General features: G+C 67.8%; 11 protein-coding genes. 4 read left to right on the forward strand and 7 right to left on the reverse strand.

The window, feature by feature from the left end:
- Positions 1 to 40: 40 nt before the first annotated feature.
- The 3 genes from K338_RS0115145 to K338_RS0115155 are packed head-to-tail and all read right to left on the reverse strand — an operon-like array spanning position 41 to position 5038.
- Positions 41 to 2959 carry a Mur ligase family protein gene (locus K338_RS0115145; RefSeq protein ID WP_022919014.1) on the reverse strand — a complete coding sequence of 973 codons (2919 nt, stop codon included), beginning with the start codon at positions 2957 to 2959 and terminating at the stop codon, positions 41 to 43.
- Positions 2956 to 3771 carry a serine hydrolase gene (locus K338_RS24690; protein ID WP_169579570.1) on the reverse strand — a complete coding sequence of 272 codons (816 nt, stop codon included), beginning with the start codon at positions 3769 to 3771 and terminating at the stop codon, positions 2956 to 2958. The genes K338_RS0115145 and K338_RS24690 overlap by 4 nt, the downstream gene beginning before the upstream one ends.
- Positions 3772 to 3778: 7 nt before the next feature.
- The gene (locus K338_RS0115155) at positions 3779 to 5038 is read right to left on the reverse strand and encodes a nucleotide sugar dehydrogenase (protein WP_027286892.1); all 1260 of its coding nucleotides are present in this window, start codon (positions 5036 to 5038) and stop codon (positions 3779 to 3781) included.
- Positions 5039 to 5084: 46 nt separating this feature from the next.
- Between K338_RS0115155 and K338_RS0115160 the strand changes: the two genes are divergently transcribed.
- A complete protein-coding gene (locus K338_RS0115160; RefSeq protein WP_157612508.1) occupies positions 5085 to 6170 on the forward strand; it encodes a hypothetical protein in 1086 nt (361 codons plus the stop codon).
- On the forward strand, positions 6167 to 7231 hold the full coding sequence (locus K338_RS0115165) for an ATP-grasp fold amidoligase family protein (RefSeq protein WP_022919018.1): 1065 nt from the start codon (positions 6167 to 6169) through the stop codon (positions 7229 to 7231). Before K338_RS0115160 ends, K338_RS0115165 begins: the two co-directional genes overlap by 4 nt.
- 9 nt (positions 7232 to 7240) lie before the next feature.
- Here K338_RS0115165 and K338_RS0115170 read toward each other — a convergent pair whose 3' ends face one another.
- Positions 7241 to 9451, reverse strand: a complete 2211-nt coding sequence (locus K338_RS0115170; RefSeq protein WP_084481277.1) for a CDP-glycerol glycerophosphotransferase family protein — start codon at positions 9449 to 9451, stop codon at positions 7241 to 7243.
- Positions 9448 to 10569 (reverse strand): glycosyltransferase family 2 protein, encoded by a 1122-nt coding sequence (locus K338_RS24695; protein WP_022919020.1) that lies wholly within the window; start codon positions 10567 to 10569, stop codon positions 9448 to 9450. Before K338_RS24695 ends, K338_RS0115170 begins: the two co-directional genes overlap by 4 nt.
- A 68-nt stretch (positions 10570 to 10637) precedes the next feature.
- Here K338_RS24695 and K338_RS0115180 point away from each other — a divergent pair, with 68 nt between their 5' ends.
- On the forward strand, positions 10638 to 11264 hold the full coding sequence (locus K338_RS0115180) for a hypothetical protein (RefSeq protein ID WP_027286894.1): 627 nt from the start codon (positions 10638 to 10640) through the stop codon (positions 11262 to 11264).
- 18 nt (positions 11265 to 11282) lie between these two features.
- On the opposite strand, the gene K338_RS0115185 is transcribed toward K338_RS0115180, so the two are convergent.
- Positions 11283 to 12656, reverse strand: a complete 1374-nt coding sequence (locus K338_RS0115185) for a glycosyltransferase family protein (RefSeq protein WP_157612510.1) — start codon at positions 12654 to 12656, stop codon at positions 11283 to 11285.
- 603 nt (positions 12657 to 13259) lie between these two features.
- Between K338_RS0115185 and K338_RS0115190 the strand changes: the two genes are divergently transcribed.
- Positions 13260 to 14396, forward strand: a complete 1137-nt coding sequence (locus tag K338_RS0115190; RefSeq protein ID WP_169579571.1) for a CDP-glycerol glycerophosphotransferase family protein — start codon at positions 13260 to 13262, stop codon at positions 14394 to 14396.
- Positions 14397 to 14869: 473 nt separating this feature from the next.
- Here K338_RS0115190 and K338_RS0115195 read toward each other — a convergent pair.
- On the reverse strand, positions 14870 to 16059 hold a 1190-nt coding region (locus K338_RS0115195), incomplete at its 5' end, for an IS4 family transposase (protein WP_027286769.1).

Raw genomic sequence — 16059 nt, forward strand, 5'->3', positions numbered from 1 at the left:
CACCTGGCACGGCGCGGAGCCGGCCATTGCTGTTGCTGTGTCAGCCCTCGTGCCGGTGGGCGGTCCAGCGCCTTCGAAGTCGACTCCAGAAGCCGAGTGCCGCGCCACCACCCTCGTCAGAGGGGACAGAGGCGGCTGCATCCGCGGGGCGGACTGCGGGACGTTGACCAGCCGACGTCGCGTCTCCGGTGCTCGTGGGCACGTGCAGCTCTCCCCGTTGCAGCCGTTTGACCAACCGGTGCAGGCCCACTCCGTGGGAGGACTTGACGAACAGCACATCACCGTTGCGTAGGTCCTGGCGCAGGTGGACGTCCATGTCTTCGGCGGCCGGAACCCGGGCACCACGGAGCTGGGTCGGTAGGCGTTCCCAGAGGCCGGAGTAGTGTTCCCCGACCAGGTAGACCCGGTCCGGGCGCACGCCGAGCACTGCGTCGAGCAGGTCGGTGTGCAGCTGTTCCGCGTCGGTTCCCAGCTCGAGCATGTCGCCGAGGACCAGGACGCGCCGGGAACGCTGGAAACGCTCCCCGAAGTCGCGCAACGTAGCCCGCATGGAGGCAGGGTTGGCATTGTAGGACTGGTCCACGATCGTCAGACGCCGGTCGTCGAGACGGGTCTTCTTCACTTGGCCGCGGCCTTTGAGCGGTCGGATCTCGGCAAACCGCTCCAGATAGTCCTGCTCCGAGCGACCCAGCGCGTGCAGCACAGCGAGCACGGCCAGCGCGTTCAGGGCGTTGTGCTCACCGCGCACGCCCAGGCGCAAGGCGATCTCCTCAGTGCCGCGCCGAGCACGGACGTGACCGGTGGCGGGCTCGTAGCCGACCAGTCGGAGGGTGGCCTCCGGGTGCCGGCCGTAGCTGATCACGCGACCGGCGTGCGCGGTGGCCTCAGCCAGCAGGAGGTCCGAGTGTGGTGTGTCCATGTTCAGCACGGCGACGCCCTGCCCGTGCAGTCCACGGAAGATCCTTGCCTTCAGCCGGGCGGTGCCTTCCAACGTGGCATCCAGGTCAGCGTGCGCCTGGCCGATGGAGGTGACGACCGCGATGTCCGGTCGGGCCATCTCGGGGGTGGACCAGTTGCCGAAGCCTACGAAGCCCACGTGCGCCATCTCCAGGACGGCGATGTCCGAGGGCTGCAGCAGTCCAGCGAGAGTCAGGGAGACGCCGTCGATCGTGTTCCAGTTCCCGGTCGGAGAGTGCACCCGGTCGGTACCGGAGAGCACATGCTGGAGCATGTCGGTGGTGGTGCTCTTGCCGGCCGTTCCGGTGACGGCCACCACCGGGTTGGGATACTGCTGCCGGGCATGCGCACCGAAGGCCCACAACGCCCGGCGAGGGTCGTCCACCGTGAGCACGGGCAGGTCCGCCCGAAGAGTCGGTGCGCTGGTCACTACCGCTGCTGCACCGGCGGTTGCGGCACGTCCAGCGACCTCCTCGGTGGTGAGCGGGGACTGCCCGGCTCGTCGCCGCAACGAGTCCGCCCACCCGCCCGTCTCCATGGTGAACACCACCTGACCGGGCTCGATGTCGTTGACCAGGAACGTGCCGCCACCGGCTCGCCTCTCGGGCCGGGGCGCCGTGAGCCATCGACCGCCGAAGAGGTCGGGAAGCGTCGCGAGGTCGAGCCCGGACACGTCGGTGGCCGCCGGGCTGCCGACCGGATGGTGCGCCGGATCGTCGAGGTCGTGCTCGTCCTGCACGAACGGTGCCAGCACCTCCGGGAGCAGCCGGGTGCCGAGGCCTGGCTCGTGCTGGAGGGCGATCACGTTGCTCCCCGCTGCGGAATACCGCGACGGCGGGTCAGCGATCGTCGCGGCTACGTTCCGAGGCGGCACTGTGGTCATGTAGTCGATCCGCGGCATCGACTTGCCGAGGTTGTGCAACGCCCAGGCGGTGAGCTCGCTGGTGCCGAGCATGCCGCCGATGCACAGCCGCAGCTGCGGGTCGGCGGCGACCGCGGCCTCGGCCAGGTCGAGGCTCGGCAGCAGACCGCCCGCTTTCGGGGCCTTGATGTTGATCGCCCGGCATCCGCCGCGCGCCTGGAGCTCGCTCAGGTCTCCGGCATCCCAGATGTTCTCGTCCGCCATGATCTGCAGACGCAGGTCCTGCTCTGCGTCCAGGTCCGCGACAGCCTGGTCGGCCACCCGCTGCAGGTCGGCGTGCTGCACACCGTCCTCCTGGGGCAGCGGGCCCTCGACGATCAGCTCCGCTGGTAGTTCCCCGGCGGCCATCTGTGCCGCTGCGGCGCGCACGAACTCGCTCGCGGCATCCAGGTCCATCGCCTCGTTGATGTCGATCCACAGCGGCTTGGGCCGGCCGGCGGCGGCGTTCCCCGTGGCGGCCGCCCGCAGCAGCGCGAGGTTGTGCTCGAGGGAGCCGTCGCCCTTCAGCCGGGTGATCGGGAAGCGCTTCTGCCGGGCGGCCCGGTCGCCGATCTCGGAGAGGGTGGCGGTGGTAGAGATCGTTGCGATCGAGATCCGTGCTCGGCTGCGCCGTTCGGTCAGCAGCTGGGAGATCCGCAGCCCCATCGCTCGGGCGGCCAGGTCCAGCAGGGCCACCTCGACACCCAGCAGGGTGCCCCGGAACGGTTTGGGCCCGTGCACCTCCTCGGCCTCTCGCTGGGCCAGGCGGTCCAGGTCGGCCATCACGGTACGCACCCCGTCGACGGCGGTGGTCCGGGTGGTCAGGTCGAGCTCCGCTCCTTCCAGGGCCACCAGAGCGGAGTGCAGAAATGCCCAGGCGGAGCGGTTGTCCGGTGCACCGTCACCGGTCAGCTCGTGCCGCGGCTGGGACTCGCCCACGCCTTCCACGGCGGCACCGTTGTGGCTGCCGTACAGGTGGACGATGAAGTTGGTGCTCTCGGTGATCAGCGCGCGGGCCGTGCCGTACGGACGCTTCAACGGCATCAGGTAGCGGTAGGCACGGCGGCGGTGCAGCTGCAGCCGCGCACCCGACGTGCTCACTCGACCGTCCTCAGTGCGCTGGACGGCGGGATCTCGGTGGCCACATGCGTGGGCAGGCGCCCGACCGTGTCGGCAAGGATCTCCCACCGGTCGTCCTTGCTGGTGCCGACCACGGCCACGCTGTGCCCGGTGTCCAGAAGTGCCGTGGCGGCATAGACCCCTTCGGTGGGAGTGCTGCCGGTCTTGGCGCCGAGCACTCGGGGACCGAGCTCCGGGACTGTCGAGACGAGATCGACCGTGCGGGCCTGTGGGCCGCCGACGCTCATCTGGTAGGTCTTCTTCGACCACACCTGAGCGATCACCGGGTCCTTGCTGACCGCACGGACCAGGTGTGCGATCTCGCGGGCGGTCGAGGTGATCGACATCCCCTTCCGGTACAGTCCGGTGGCGTTGCTGAACCGGGTGCGGCGCAGGCCCAGCCGGCGTCCCTCATAGTTCATCGCGGCCATGAACGCCGTGATCGGACGCTTCACCGAGAGCTGGGTCCCGGCGGGGCGTGCGATGGCAGCAGCAGCCGTGTTCGAGGAGGGCAGCAGCAGGTCGTGCAGCGCGTCCCACACCGTCAGGGTGTCGCCGGCGAAGAGGTTCTTCCCTGAGCCCCGGCGCAGGTCACCGGCCCCGACCGTGAGCTCCCGCTCGAGGTCGTCGAACAGGGTGAGCGCCACCATCGCGGTCATCAGCTTGACCGTGGAGCCGGGGAGGCAGTCCTGGTCGGCGCGTTCGTCGATGATCAGCTGACCACCTGGATCCAGGACGGCCACGGCGGTGCTGTCGGGGTAGTCGGCCAGGATCGGGGCGGGCGGTGTGATCACGCCGCTCTCACAGCCGGTGCACACCGGATGAGGTAGTCACACCGCGTGTGTCGAAGAACTGCTGCGCCAACGTCGCCAGCTTCTCCACGTCGTAGGCGGTGTGGTTCTGCACCAAGATCACTAGGTCGGCGTCGGCGACGGCCTTCTCCAGGTCGGGGACGCGCTCCAGGTCACCGTCCGGCAGGTTCCAGGTGGCGACCGCCGGGTCGTGATAGGAGACGTTCGCACCACCGGCCCGGAGGTCTTCGGCCAACGGGACTGCGGGTGATTCGCGCTGGTCGGCGATGTTGCGCTTGTAGGTCACTCCCAGCAGCAGCACCTTTGCACCCCGGAGTGCCTTGCCGTCTTCGTTGAGGATGTCCTGTGCGCGGCGGGTGACGTACAAGGGCATCCCGGAGTTGACTTCCTGGGCCAGCTCGACGAACCGGAATGGGTAGCCGAGCCGCGTGCGCACCGTGTAGCTCAGGTAGTTCGGGTCGATCGGGATGCAGTGCCCGCCCACACCGGGCCCAGGGTAGAAGGCCTGGAAGCCGAACGGCTTGGTAGCGGCCAGGTCGATCACGTTCCACAGGTCGATGCCGAGCTCATGGCAGAACCGAGCCATCTCGTTGACGAGAGCGATGTTGATGTGCCGGTAGGTGTTCTCCAGCAGCTTGGCGGTCTCCGCCTCGCGGCTGCCCTTGGCTGGCACGACGGTGTCGATGAACTGACGGTAGAAGTCAGCGGCGCGCTGGGTGCACGTCGGGGTCACACCGCCGACGACCTTTGGGGTGTTCTTGATGCCGTACGTGGGGTTGCCCGGGTCGATTCGTTCGGGTGAGAACGCCAGATGGAAGTCTGTTCCGGCCGTGAAGCCGGTCTCCTCGAGGAGCGGTTGGACGATCTCCTCGGTCGTCCCCGGCCAGGTGGTCGACTCCAAGATGATGACCTGCCCTGGCTGCAGCTGCCGCGCCACGGTCTGGATGGCGCCGGTGACCGCTTCAAGGTCCGGAGATCCGTCGCTGGCCAGCGGTGTGGGCACGCAGACGACGATGGTGCTCGCCCTTGTCAGCTCACTCTCGTCGCTGGTCGCCCGGAAGCCGGCCTCACGCATCTCCGCGATGTCGGCGTCGGAAAGGTCGTCCACGTGTGAGTGGCCTGCGTTCAATCCGTCCACGACGTTGGAGTTGATGTCGAATCCGACCACGGTCAGGCCGGTCCGCGCAGCTTCGTGCGCGAGCGGCAATCCGACGTATCCCAATCCGAGGACCACTACGTCTACTGTCATTGCCGTACTCCCTCTGGGGCCAGGTGCTCTCGCCTTCGGCCAGCTCATGGAACGGGCCGAGGGACAGCATACGTTCCCGCACTGCGATCGTGGGCGCACCGGGACTGCAGGATCACGCCGCGGCGGTGGTGAAGATCGTGAGAGCGACAGGCTGGTGTGGAATGATCACCGCATGCAGCAGGACCACAAGGGCAGCGGGTTCCTCGTGAGGATCGGTCGCCGCGTACGGCGGGCCGTGCAGCCTTCACCGGCGGCGGAGGCGGAGTCGGCTCAGGTCGAGACGGTCGGTGCTGAGCGCCGTTCGGAAGGGGCCGACGAGTCGGAGCTCAGCACGGCGTCCGTCCCGGTCCGGCCTGGAAGCATCGAAGAGTTGCGTGCTCTTCGTGCCCAGATCGCACAGGTGCAGGCAGAGCTGGCCGCTGCCGACCAGGAACGTGAGTCGTTGAAGGCCGAGCGTCTGCATCTGCAGGAGATCCTCGGTGCCCAACATGGGAAGCGCGTGCTGCCACGGCTCAAGGTGGAGAAGACCAACGGCGTGGCCAGTCTCGTCGCCGGTGCCCGGATGATGCAGCGCGTGCACGGCAAGGCGGACGACCCTGTCGCCGGTATCGACGGCGCTGGTGCGCTGTTCGCCGACGCGGAGCGCACCACAGCCTTCCTGCGGTCTCATGGCGTGCGGTCGGAGGTGGACCCCGCTGCAGTGCCCACTGTCGTCGTCCATGCCTTCAAGGGCCGGACGCCGCTGCTGGAGCTCTGGGCGGAAGGTCAGGTGCGCCACCTCACTCCGGGGGGAGAGGATCCGGGCGACATCCGCCCCGGGGTCCGCTATGACCCCGAGATCCCCGCCCCGGCCCGGCTTCGCCGGCTCGTACGCGCATCCCGCACGTTGTCGACGTACGTTCCGCGCCCCTATGTCCAGATCAGATGGTGCGAGAAGCGGGACGGAACTCCTGTACTCGTCGGGATCGATGTGAACCCACAGCGGATCCCTGTGTTGACGCCAGAGTGGGATGAGCGCCTCGGCAAGGCGTTCGACAGTGGCCACGCCCGGATGCTGATGCAGCCGTACAAGGTAGGAGCGTTGGACAACAGGGTGCCCGGCGGAACCTTCAGCTACGAGGAGACAGTGTGACGAGCGAGCCCACCTCCGCCGCTCAGCGACCATCCCGCAAGGTCCGCATCGAGCGTGCCCGGTCTCGCCTGGCTGCGCTCCAGGAGCGCCTGGCCAAGCGTCAGGACGGCAATCACGAGCTGCGGGCGCAGATCGCCGTGCTCACCGAAGAGGCCAAGTCGCCGGCAGAACGGCAGGCGACTGGGGCGGCCAACCTGGAGACCGACCCGGGCAAGCCCTCCTATGCACTCTCTGCACGGCTGCACCGACGGGCGAACACCACCGGCGTGAACATCCGTGAAGGGCTCCGCGAACCAATCCTCGACCTGTACACAAAGACCGCTGGGCGAGCCTTTGCCGCCGCGCACGGCGTGGCTGTCCCTCTCGAGCTCGGGCGCTGGCCTGATCCGGACGCGGTCGACTGGGACAGCCTGCCGGATCGATTCGTGCTCAAGTCCAGCAGGGGCGGTGGCGGCATCAGCGTCTTCCCGCTGGAGCGCACAGATGAGGGCTTCGTGGACCGCATGGTGGACGAGCCGGTGACCATCCAGGAGGTGACCGCCAAGCTGTGGAAGAAGCACCAGGATGCTTCGGTGTACATCGCCGAGGAGTTCCTCCAGGCCAAGGGTGGCGAGCCCGGCCAGATGCCGCACGACATCAAGGTGTTCTGCTTCTACGGTGAGCCCGCGTTCATCGAGGTGCGCACTGGTGACTGGTCCCGGGCGCGGGAGACCGAGCAACGGCTCCGTACCTTCCTCCCCGACGGCACCGAGCTGACCCACGTACGGGCCCTGATCAGCGCAGGTCGGGACGTGACCGCGCCGGAGGACTTCGAGGGAGTGGTGCAGGCTGCACGCGTGCTCTCCCAGGCGATCCGGCGACCGATCCAGCGCATCGACTTCTACGAGACGGACCGGGGCATCGTCTTCGGTGAGATCACTCAGAACCCCGGTAGGCCGCCGTCGCTGGTGCCCGAGTGGGACGAACGGTTGGGGCGAGCCTACGAGGATGCCTACGCCCGGCTGCTCGCGGACCTCACAGCCGAAGGGGCGCTCGGGGTGGAGTTCGGCGACAAGGGGTGAACCGTCGTCTCAGGGGTTGACCGACGACTCCTGCAGGAGGGTTTCGACCGCGGAGACGACGCGCCGGCAGTTGTCGTGGTCCCGGTAGGTGAAGGCGGCGTCTACCCGAGCGGTGTAGAAGGGATCGGGCGCGCAGCCTCGGGCAAGGACCTCCTCGAGCGCATCCAGAGTCTCGGCCACCGTGTACACCACGGGGCCGAACCCGTCTCGGACATGTTCGAACCAGGACACCGACGCATGACCGCTCGCGTACTCGTCCTTGTCGAAGTGGGTGTAGATGATGGGTGTACCCAGGTAGGCGACATCGAAGTGCACCGAGGAGTGGTCGGTGACGAAGGCATCGCAGCCTCGGATCAGGTCCTGGAAAGGCGTGCGATCTGTGTCCGCCAGAACGGTCCGTGGGCTGCTCATCTGGAACGCCGAGAGCTGCTCGCGCAGGTTGTAGTGGGGGAGGAACTGCAGCCGGTAGTCATACCGCTCGAGCATCTCGTGCAGGCGCGGGCTCGACAGGAACGAGCGGAGGAAGGTCTCATACGTCGACCCTTCGAACGGCACCAGCGAGGAGTCCATGCCGCTGAACAGCTTCGGCACGAGATAGCGCCGCCAGGTGGGCATGAACAGCACCGTGCGACTGCTCGGTCCCGGTTCCAGCGCGTCGTATCGTGGCATGCCGGTCTCCACGATCTGGCGGTCGTAGCCCGAGCTCTCCCGCAGCGCAGCGCTCTCTCTGGGGTTGACGCTCAGGTACAGGTCGTACCCGCCGGTGCCGCGCTTGACGGAGTTCGCCGATACGTTCACCCCATGCTTGAGGTACACGCGCACTGCGCCGACGCGCCAGGCAAGATGACGGGTGTAGCCGACGGGGGTCCATTGCTTCGGAATCATGTGCCGGACCGAGTAGGCATTCGCCAGGACGCTGGCGTGCAGCATGAGGAACTGGTGCCGGAGTGAGGAGTGCTTGACCACCTGGCCGAGACCACGAACCCGCTCGTAGTGCGGACTGGAGGTGTCGATCACGTAGTACACCCGACGGGTGGGCTGGGTGGTCCGCAGGTACCGGAACAGGTGATAGCCGTTGTCCTGGGCGGTGTCCGCGCGCTCGCCAACGAGCCATACCTGCCGCTGGCGCATGAAAGGTGCGGTGACCAGCCGGACCAGACGCGCCAGACGCATCCGGTTCCCGGTGCTGCGGCCGCGCAACGCCACGCGTAGATCCTTGCGAATGAGGGTCCGGTACCAGCGCCGGCGGGCATCGTCACCTACACCGTGCTGCACTGTGATCCACGTGTGCGGTGCTCGCCGGATGGCGTGCACCAAGTAGCGGGTCTGCTGTTGCTTGCGCTGCTCGTCCAACAGGTAGGTGCGGGCAGAGGAAAGCACCCCCGGTCGCGGGCGGAGCGGACGTAGCACGCGAAGAGCATCGTGTTCCGTCTCCAGGCCCACCATGATCAGATGGTTTCCGTCCGGCACGTCAGTCAGCGACAACCGGGCACGCAGGTTCTCCCAACGGCGAACCCCCTGGTTGCTGATCCGCTGACATACCTGAGCCACGTCCTCGCTGTGGACCACACCGTGCCGACCGCCGACCACGACGCGGTAGCGCCATGGTGGCGGGTCGGCCGAGTTGAACCTGCCGATGGCGACCCTGGCCTGTAGATCGATCGCGGTGTTGGCGTACACCGGGTCTACGCCCTCTAGGCTGCTGGTCCCGGTCATCAGGGCCAGATAGCCGAGATAGTCCGTCAGGGGCTGCACCACTGCCCCCCGGGAGAGGATCCAGCGCAGGTAGGCGCGGGTGGGCGTGGAGCGCTGCTGCTTGGTGAACAGCAGGCATGTGACGTCCATCGTCAGCCCAACAGCAGCGACCCGCTGCTGGCTGCGCACCAGCTGTTCGCGCAGAGCTCCTATGGGGTCCCGGGTCTTCCGACGGGACTCTGCCAACGCTACGTAGCGCGTGGTCACCGTCGCAAAGATCGCCTCGTAGGCGTCGGCGGTGAGTACGCGCTCGGAGCTCTCGTCGACCGGCAGCTGGAATTCGCGGGCCCCCGGTGCCAGTGCGCGAACCTGCTCCATGATCGGCTCAGCGTTCGGGTGGTGGGCGATGATCAGCGGCACGTCCCGTAGCTGTTCGTCGTCCTGCCACTTCTCCAACCACCGAAGCGTGGCACGCCTGGGCCCGCCCACGGTCAGGATCAGTGTCGTCTCATCAAATGGTGTCATGCGGCTCCCTCGGAGTCGGTGCCGGTGCCGAATGCGGGATGCTGCAGCATCCCGATCCACTGCTCGCGGACATTGCGGAGGAAATGTCCGACGTCGGTGGTCCAGGTGTGCGTGTGCGGATCGCTGCCGCGCACATAGAGATACCCGATGTCGTGTGGCTGGTAGGTGGTGCCGCCGTGCCGGTGCACAGAGGCAAGCAGCTCGGTGTCCACCCCGCGCGGCACAGATGCCCACCCGCCCACAGAGCGCAGGTCCTCACGAGCGAGGGTCATCGTGCTTCCTGCTACGCGGTGGGTGAAGCTCTCCCGGGCGCCGAACACGCGTCGTACGGTCGCGTCGAGCGCCTCGAGATAGACCACAGTGGTGGTCTTGCCGACCAACGTGGCACCGGAATAGGCGTGCGCCGCCGCCAAGTCCCACAGGTGGTCGGCACCGATGTAGTCGTCGTCATCCATCTTGTTCACCAGCTCGCCGGATGCCAGCGAGAAAGCTTCGTTCAGCGCGTCTCCGAACACAAGGTTCGCGTCGAGCTGGCGCGCCACCACAGGTCTGTCGCCAGCAGCTGCGCCGAGACCAGGTGGGACCGGCGCCCCGTGCACGCCGACGACGATTTCCAGGTCTGGGTAGCGCTGCTGCGCGAGCCTGCGGACCATCGCGGGCACCAGGTCGGGTCGACGACTCACCAGCACGACACTCATCTCGGGAAGACGCGGCACCAGCGGGCGCAGCGCAGCGCGGCGCTGCTCGACGCATGCCACGTCCCAGTCCAGGTCTCCGATCTCCCCAGGGTGCGGCGTCGGTCTGATCGTCGTGAGCAGCTCCGTTGTGACATGGTCCGCGACATCAGCGGTCAGGATGCCGCTGATGTAGGTGCCGCGGGCAACGGCGCGATGTAGCGTCTGTGCGCACACCTGCGCGACGCCGGGCAACGGGGTGCCGGTGCAGTGCACGCTGTGCAGCACGTCGAGACGATCGAGGAGCCGGTCAGGGCCGGAACCGGTCCACGAGCCGCTGTGCGGCCCGAGTCGCCACCCATCTGGTGCGAGACGGAGCAAGCCGCGACGGGTGCTGCGGGTATCCGGCACCCGGCCCACGGGGTTGTCGCTGCGGATGTCCACCCGGCGAGTATAGGGACGCAACTGTTCGACCTGATGGAGCGGCGTGCTCCTAGACATACGATGCCGCTATGACTTCCAGCCATAGTTCCGATGTGCTTGCCCTGGTCGCCGCCCACGGCTGGCGCCCGGAACAGGTGCGCGCGGTCAGTGGCTCGCTGGCCGGCCAGGTCGGGCGCATCCAGGTGCTCTCACCATCCAGAGCTGTGACGGCTGCACCTCCGAGAGTCGGCGCCTCACCTGATGCCCCCGCTGGGTTCGTGCTCGTAGTCACGGCCCCGGTGGTGTTCGCGCGCGGTGCCGTGCGCCGCTTGCTGCGGATGCGGACCCAGAGCACGGCTGTGGTGCGCGTGCTGCTACCCGAGGGGGGACCAGCTGACGTAGCGCTGTGGTCACAAGCGTGGTTGCAGACCGAGCATGTCGGAACGGACAGGCTGCTCGCGCTCGGCCTGGACTTCGACCGCGAACGGATGCCCGCTGGCGACCCACGGGTGCGGATCTGGACTCGCGGTGACGATCTCGGCATCGTCCCACTGGCCACTGTGCCGGCTCCTCCTGCTAGATGGGCGCGGGCCGAGGGGGGCAAGCTGTGGCTCCGGGCTGTGCTCACCGCGCTTCGTGGTCGCGCCGGTGCCGTACGTCGGGCCCGCCAGCTGGCGCGACAACGGCGCGGCCGCACCCGCCGGGGCCCCTTCTGAACGCGAGCTGAGACGTAGTCACCGCGTCCGGTACAGCCAGGTGGCGATCCGACGCCGGACCTCGGCGTAGTGCGGAGAGGAACCGGCGAGCACATGTTCGACGGGGCGGGCATCGGCGAGCATGGCGCGGTCCGGCTCGTGCGTCCATCGCAGTGCTGTCGACGTGCCGACGCGCGCCCGGGTGCGCAGGTCCAGCAACGGACGCCGCGGGCTGGCATCGGGCCAGGTGGATGCTGGCGTCCCACCAAGCGCTAGCGCGGTGACGCGATCAGCGATCTCCCGCCCGGCGTCGGCCGGTTCCAGCGCGGCCATAGCCGCGCGCAGCTCGTCCTGGACTCCTGGGTCCAGCAACCGGTCGATCGATGCGGCGATGCTGTGCTGCACGGTGAGCGCCACGCCCCGCTCTCTTGCGCCTTCGGTGCGTGCCGGTTGATCGTCGGTGGCGTGATGCAGGCTCGGGATCAGCAACGTCGGGATCTGGGTGCTGAGCAGCTCGTGCACACCGTTGTAACCACCCACGCCCACTGCCGCGTCGAATGCGGTGAGGTATCGCACCAGCGGGAACACGTCCTCAAGAACTACGACTCGGCCGGTATCCCCACCGATGGAGTGCTGCGCGATGGACTGGCGTGTCACGGCGACTAACCATTCCGGGTGCGAGCGACGGATGGCGTCGAGCACCTCGGCGCCGGTAGCGTCCACAGAGGCCAACGCCCCCGAGCCCGGTGTGAGGAGCAGGACCGGCCGATCGGTCGGCAGCCCCAGCTTGGCGCGAGCCTGCGCTCTCGGGAGCGGCTCGAGCACGTTGGTCAGGCTGACCGCGCCTTCGAGCCGTTCCACGTCAGTGCGATCCCGCGTGGGGCCGTGGTCCCAGGCTCTGGCGACGTCACCCGGTTCGATCGTCAGGTCGAAGTACCGGGAGAGGTCGAGACGGGAGGCTGGCGCTTCTGGTCGCCACAAACCGCGACGTACCCAGCCGAACCGGAGGCTGGGCAGGTGCTCGCGCGCAGCAAGCAACCCGGGATAGGGGGCGACGCCGTCGAAAACAAGCGCCTGGGCGCCGGTCTCGACTGCCAGTGCGCGGATCCGATCCCGCAGGTACGGAGCCCACCGGTAGGACCTGTAGCGGCGGCGAATCGGGGCGCGCCAGCCGGTTGGAGGCCATCCGGACTCCCAGCTCGGTGCGTACTCGAACCGGATGCCACGTTCGGCGGCGCCCGGCAGCTCGCCGCTGGCCGTCGCCGCGATGACTCTCGGGAGTGCGCGGGAGAGGCTGAAGACGACCGCGTCGAACCGGTGGGCGCCACTGAGCGCAACGGTGAGCTGGCGGGACAAGTGCCCCATTCCTACACCGTTGCTGGTCATCAAGATCACCACAGGGCGATCAGACATCCGGTATGCCTTCCTGGTTCAAGGTCGAACCTGCTGCCTGACTGACCCTAGCTGTTCTCCCTGAGGACACGGGGACGACACCGCGCGGACAGGTTCTCGTAAAGTATGTGCGCTATGACCTTGAGACCAGTGTGCGAGTTCGTCGACCGCTCCACAGACGCCTTGGTCATCGCTGTTCGCCTCCTCGGCACGGACGAAGAACCGACCGCCCGGTTTCGGCTCCGGCTCCGTACCCGCTGGGGCACTGTTGTCCTGGCGGAGACGGCGACGATTGCTGAACGTGTGGACCACGCGGGCAGACGGACGTGCTCGGCGCTGCGGTTCACCGTTCCCGCGAAGCAGCTACCGAACGCTGCGATGCGGTTGGAGGTCGCGCCCGAACGGCACGAGTCCTGGGTACCGGTAGCCACAACACCCGGCCTCCTCGCTTGCTCTCGCCCGGAACCGGTGGGCGAGCGGCGGGTTCAGGTGTTCCCTGCTGCCGGACGCTCGGCTACCTGGTTGCGGATCTCCGCGTGGACGCGCGGAGCGCGCATCGGATGGGCAGCGCGCAATGCCGCGCGCGAGCTCGCATTCATCGCTCGTTCACGTCGGTTCACGTGGGTGCGACCAGTACGGGCCCTGACGCGTCCGTTGGTCCCGCGTGGGCAGATCTGGCTCGTCGGGGAGAGACCAGAGACTGCCCGCGACAACGGGTTTGCCTTCTTCGCCCATCTGCGGCGGGAACGGCCCGAGGAACCGATCTACTACGTGATCGCCAAGGACAGTCCGACGGCTGCTGATGTGGCGGCACTCGGCCACGTGGTCTGGCACTCCTCCTGGCGGCACCGGCTGCTCATGCTGCACGCCTCGGTGATCGCCAACGCCTACTCGATCAAGCACATGCTGCCGAGCCGGTGGCGGCCGGGTGCGTACATGAACCAGTGCGCCTGGCGGGTGGGTGCGCGCCGGGTCTACCTCAAGCACGGAGTGCACCTGAGCCCGGACGCGGTGAAGAGAGGCAACGGAGGCTACGACCTGATCGCCACCGTGGGCGCGCAGGAAGCCGACGCCCTCGCGCGCACCTCCGGCTACACCAGCGCACAGCTGCGCGAGACCGGGCTGGCACGCTACGACAACCTGGTACCGGAGCGGCCGAGCCGCACGGTGCTGTTCATGCCGACCTGGCGCCGCTACCTCGTCCCGAAGCTCTTCGGCGGCGATGACACCGTGCTGGTGGGGTACCAGGGCTCGACGTACCAGCGCTTCGTGCACGGGCTCCTGGCCAGCGGTGAGCTGGCCCGCGTGCTGACGAGGCACGACCTGACCATGCTGGTCGTCCCGCACTACAACCTCGCCGGGCTCCTGCATCCCGACGACCTGGGCAGCGACCGGATCACGATCCTGGACGGCACCACGGCCGACATCCCGCACCTGCTCCGCAGCTGTGCACTGCTGCTCACGGACTACTCCTCCGTACAGTTCGATGTCGCCTATGTGGGCGCACCCGTGGTCTACGCGCAGTTCGACCGGGAGGAGTACGAAGCCGGCCACGGCGGCACATCCTGGTTCGACGCAGAGCGGGATGGTTTCGGACCCGTGGTCAGCACTATCTCGCAGGCCGTCGAGGCGCTCGAAGGCTATGCTGCCGGCGGCTTTGTCCGTGAGGCGCGCTACGACTCGCGAGTTAGCCGCATCTTCTCCTATGACGACCGCCAGAACTGCGCACGGATCGCGGCGGCCGTCGACTCGCTGTGGTGACTCTCCGGCGGCCCTCTGACCTGGCCTCGGTGAGACGGCCGGCTCAGCGTGCGGCATAGGAAAGCAATGATCGTACCGACGCCACCAGGGACTTGGACGTCGCACGGGCTGCTACCCAACGGGTGGCCCGGTCTTGGATCTTGCGGCAGCGGTCGGGCTCAGACTGGAGCTGGCAGATCAACGAGTCAGGCTCGCCCGCTGGGTACAACGCTCGATCAGCCAGGTGCGGACGCATGTCTTCCTGCGCCAGTACGACCACACCGTGAGCCCACGCTGCCACCACTAGGGCGGTGAGCTTGGGGATCGGAAGTGGTGGTGCGAGCAGATACTGCATCCGACCAAGGAATGCTGAGCGAGACCACACCTCTGGGGAAAGGCGCTCGATCGAGCGTCCGGCAAGCCTGGTCGGGCCGCGCCCGTAGCAGTACAGCAAGTTGCGCAGGTCCCGAGGTACTAGCTCCAACGCCGTTCGGTTAGCCGTCGGGTCCGGTCGTCAAGATCTTCGTGTGGAGTGTCGCTGGATAGGTTCGTCGGTCGATGGTGTCTCGGCCTTTGGCGCGGTATTTCGAGATCGCGCGTTTGATGACTCGCTGCCGGGTGCGGGTCCGGCGTGCTGGCATGACCTCGTCCAGGAGGGCGGCGCCGATGCGCCCGATGAGATCGATCGTGGTGCCGGTGATGGTGCCCGCGGCTTGGATGATCTGATCGCGTGCTGTCCGCAGTGCGGTGGTGAACGAGAGCCGGTCAGGATCGAGGTCTGGACGGGCCAGAGCGGTGTCGCTGATCGCGATGCGCAGCACCTGGTAGGCGGCCAGCAGTGCCCAGACCTCTTGGGTGACGGCGGCCGGGTGCTTGCCGCGCAGCACCCGGCCGGCAAGGATCGTGGACTTCAGCTCGCAGTAGGCCGTCTCGATCTCCCAGCGTTCGTGATAGAGCCGGAGCAGTGCCTGTGCCGGTGCTTGCTCGGGATCCAGCAGCGTGGTGATCAGCCGGTAGTTGCCAGTGCGGGTCCCGGACTCGGTGATGATGGCGATCTGGGCGTTGATCACTCGAACGCTCACGCCTCGTGCTTGGGCGAGGTAGGAGCCGTCGGGAAGCCGTTCCTGCGGCACCAGAGCCATTGCCCCGTTCCCGGTCTTGGCCCGGATGAGGAAATCGGCGCCCGCGCCGTCATGAACGTCGCTGAAGACCTGGTAGGTGGCGAAGTTCCGATCCCCGAGCAGCAGCATCCCAGGGCGCAATGCACCGGTCAGCTGCCGGGCATAGCCGAGCTCACCGACCCGGTCGGACCCGAACACGGCCTCGATGACGGTCCTGGTCCCGCAGGCCAGCAACGCGACCAAGCGCAGGAACGGGTAGCCGGCTTCCCCGTTCGGGCCGCCGCGGGGTTTGGGGAAGGCCACCTGATTCGCCTCGGTGTCCGCGACCGGGATCTGGGTGCCGTCGATCGCTACCACCAGGCGGCCCGCGAACCTCACCGAATCCTCGGCGTGGGTGGCCGCGGAGCCAGCGAGCAGCGTGAACAACTCACGCAACGGCCCGGGCCCCACCCGCCGCATCGCCTGCACGATCGAGGACTTCGCCGGTCTCGGCACCAGCACGGACAACCCGCTGCTCAACCGCCCCCAGACCTGCTGCCACCCCTGCTCAGCGAACAAGGCAC

Source organism: Ruania albidiflava DSM 18029 (assembly GCF_000421225.1).
GTDB classification, from domain to species: domain Bacteria; phylum Actinomycetota; class Actinomycetes; order Actinomycetales; family Beutenbergiaceae; genus Ruania; species Ruania albidiflava.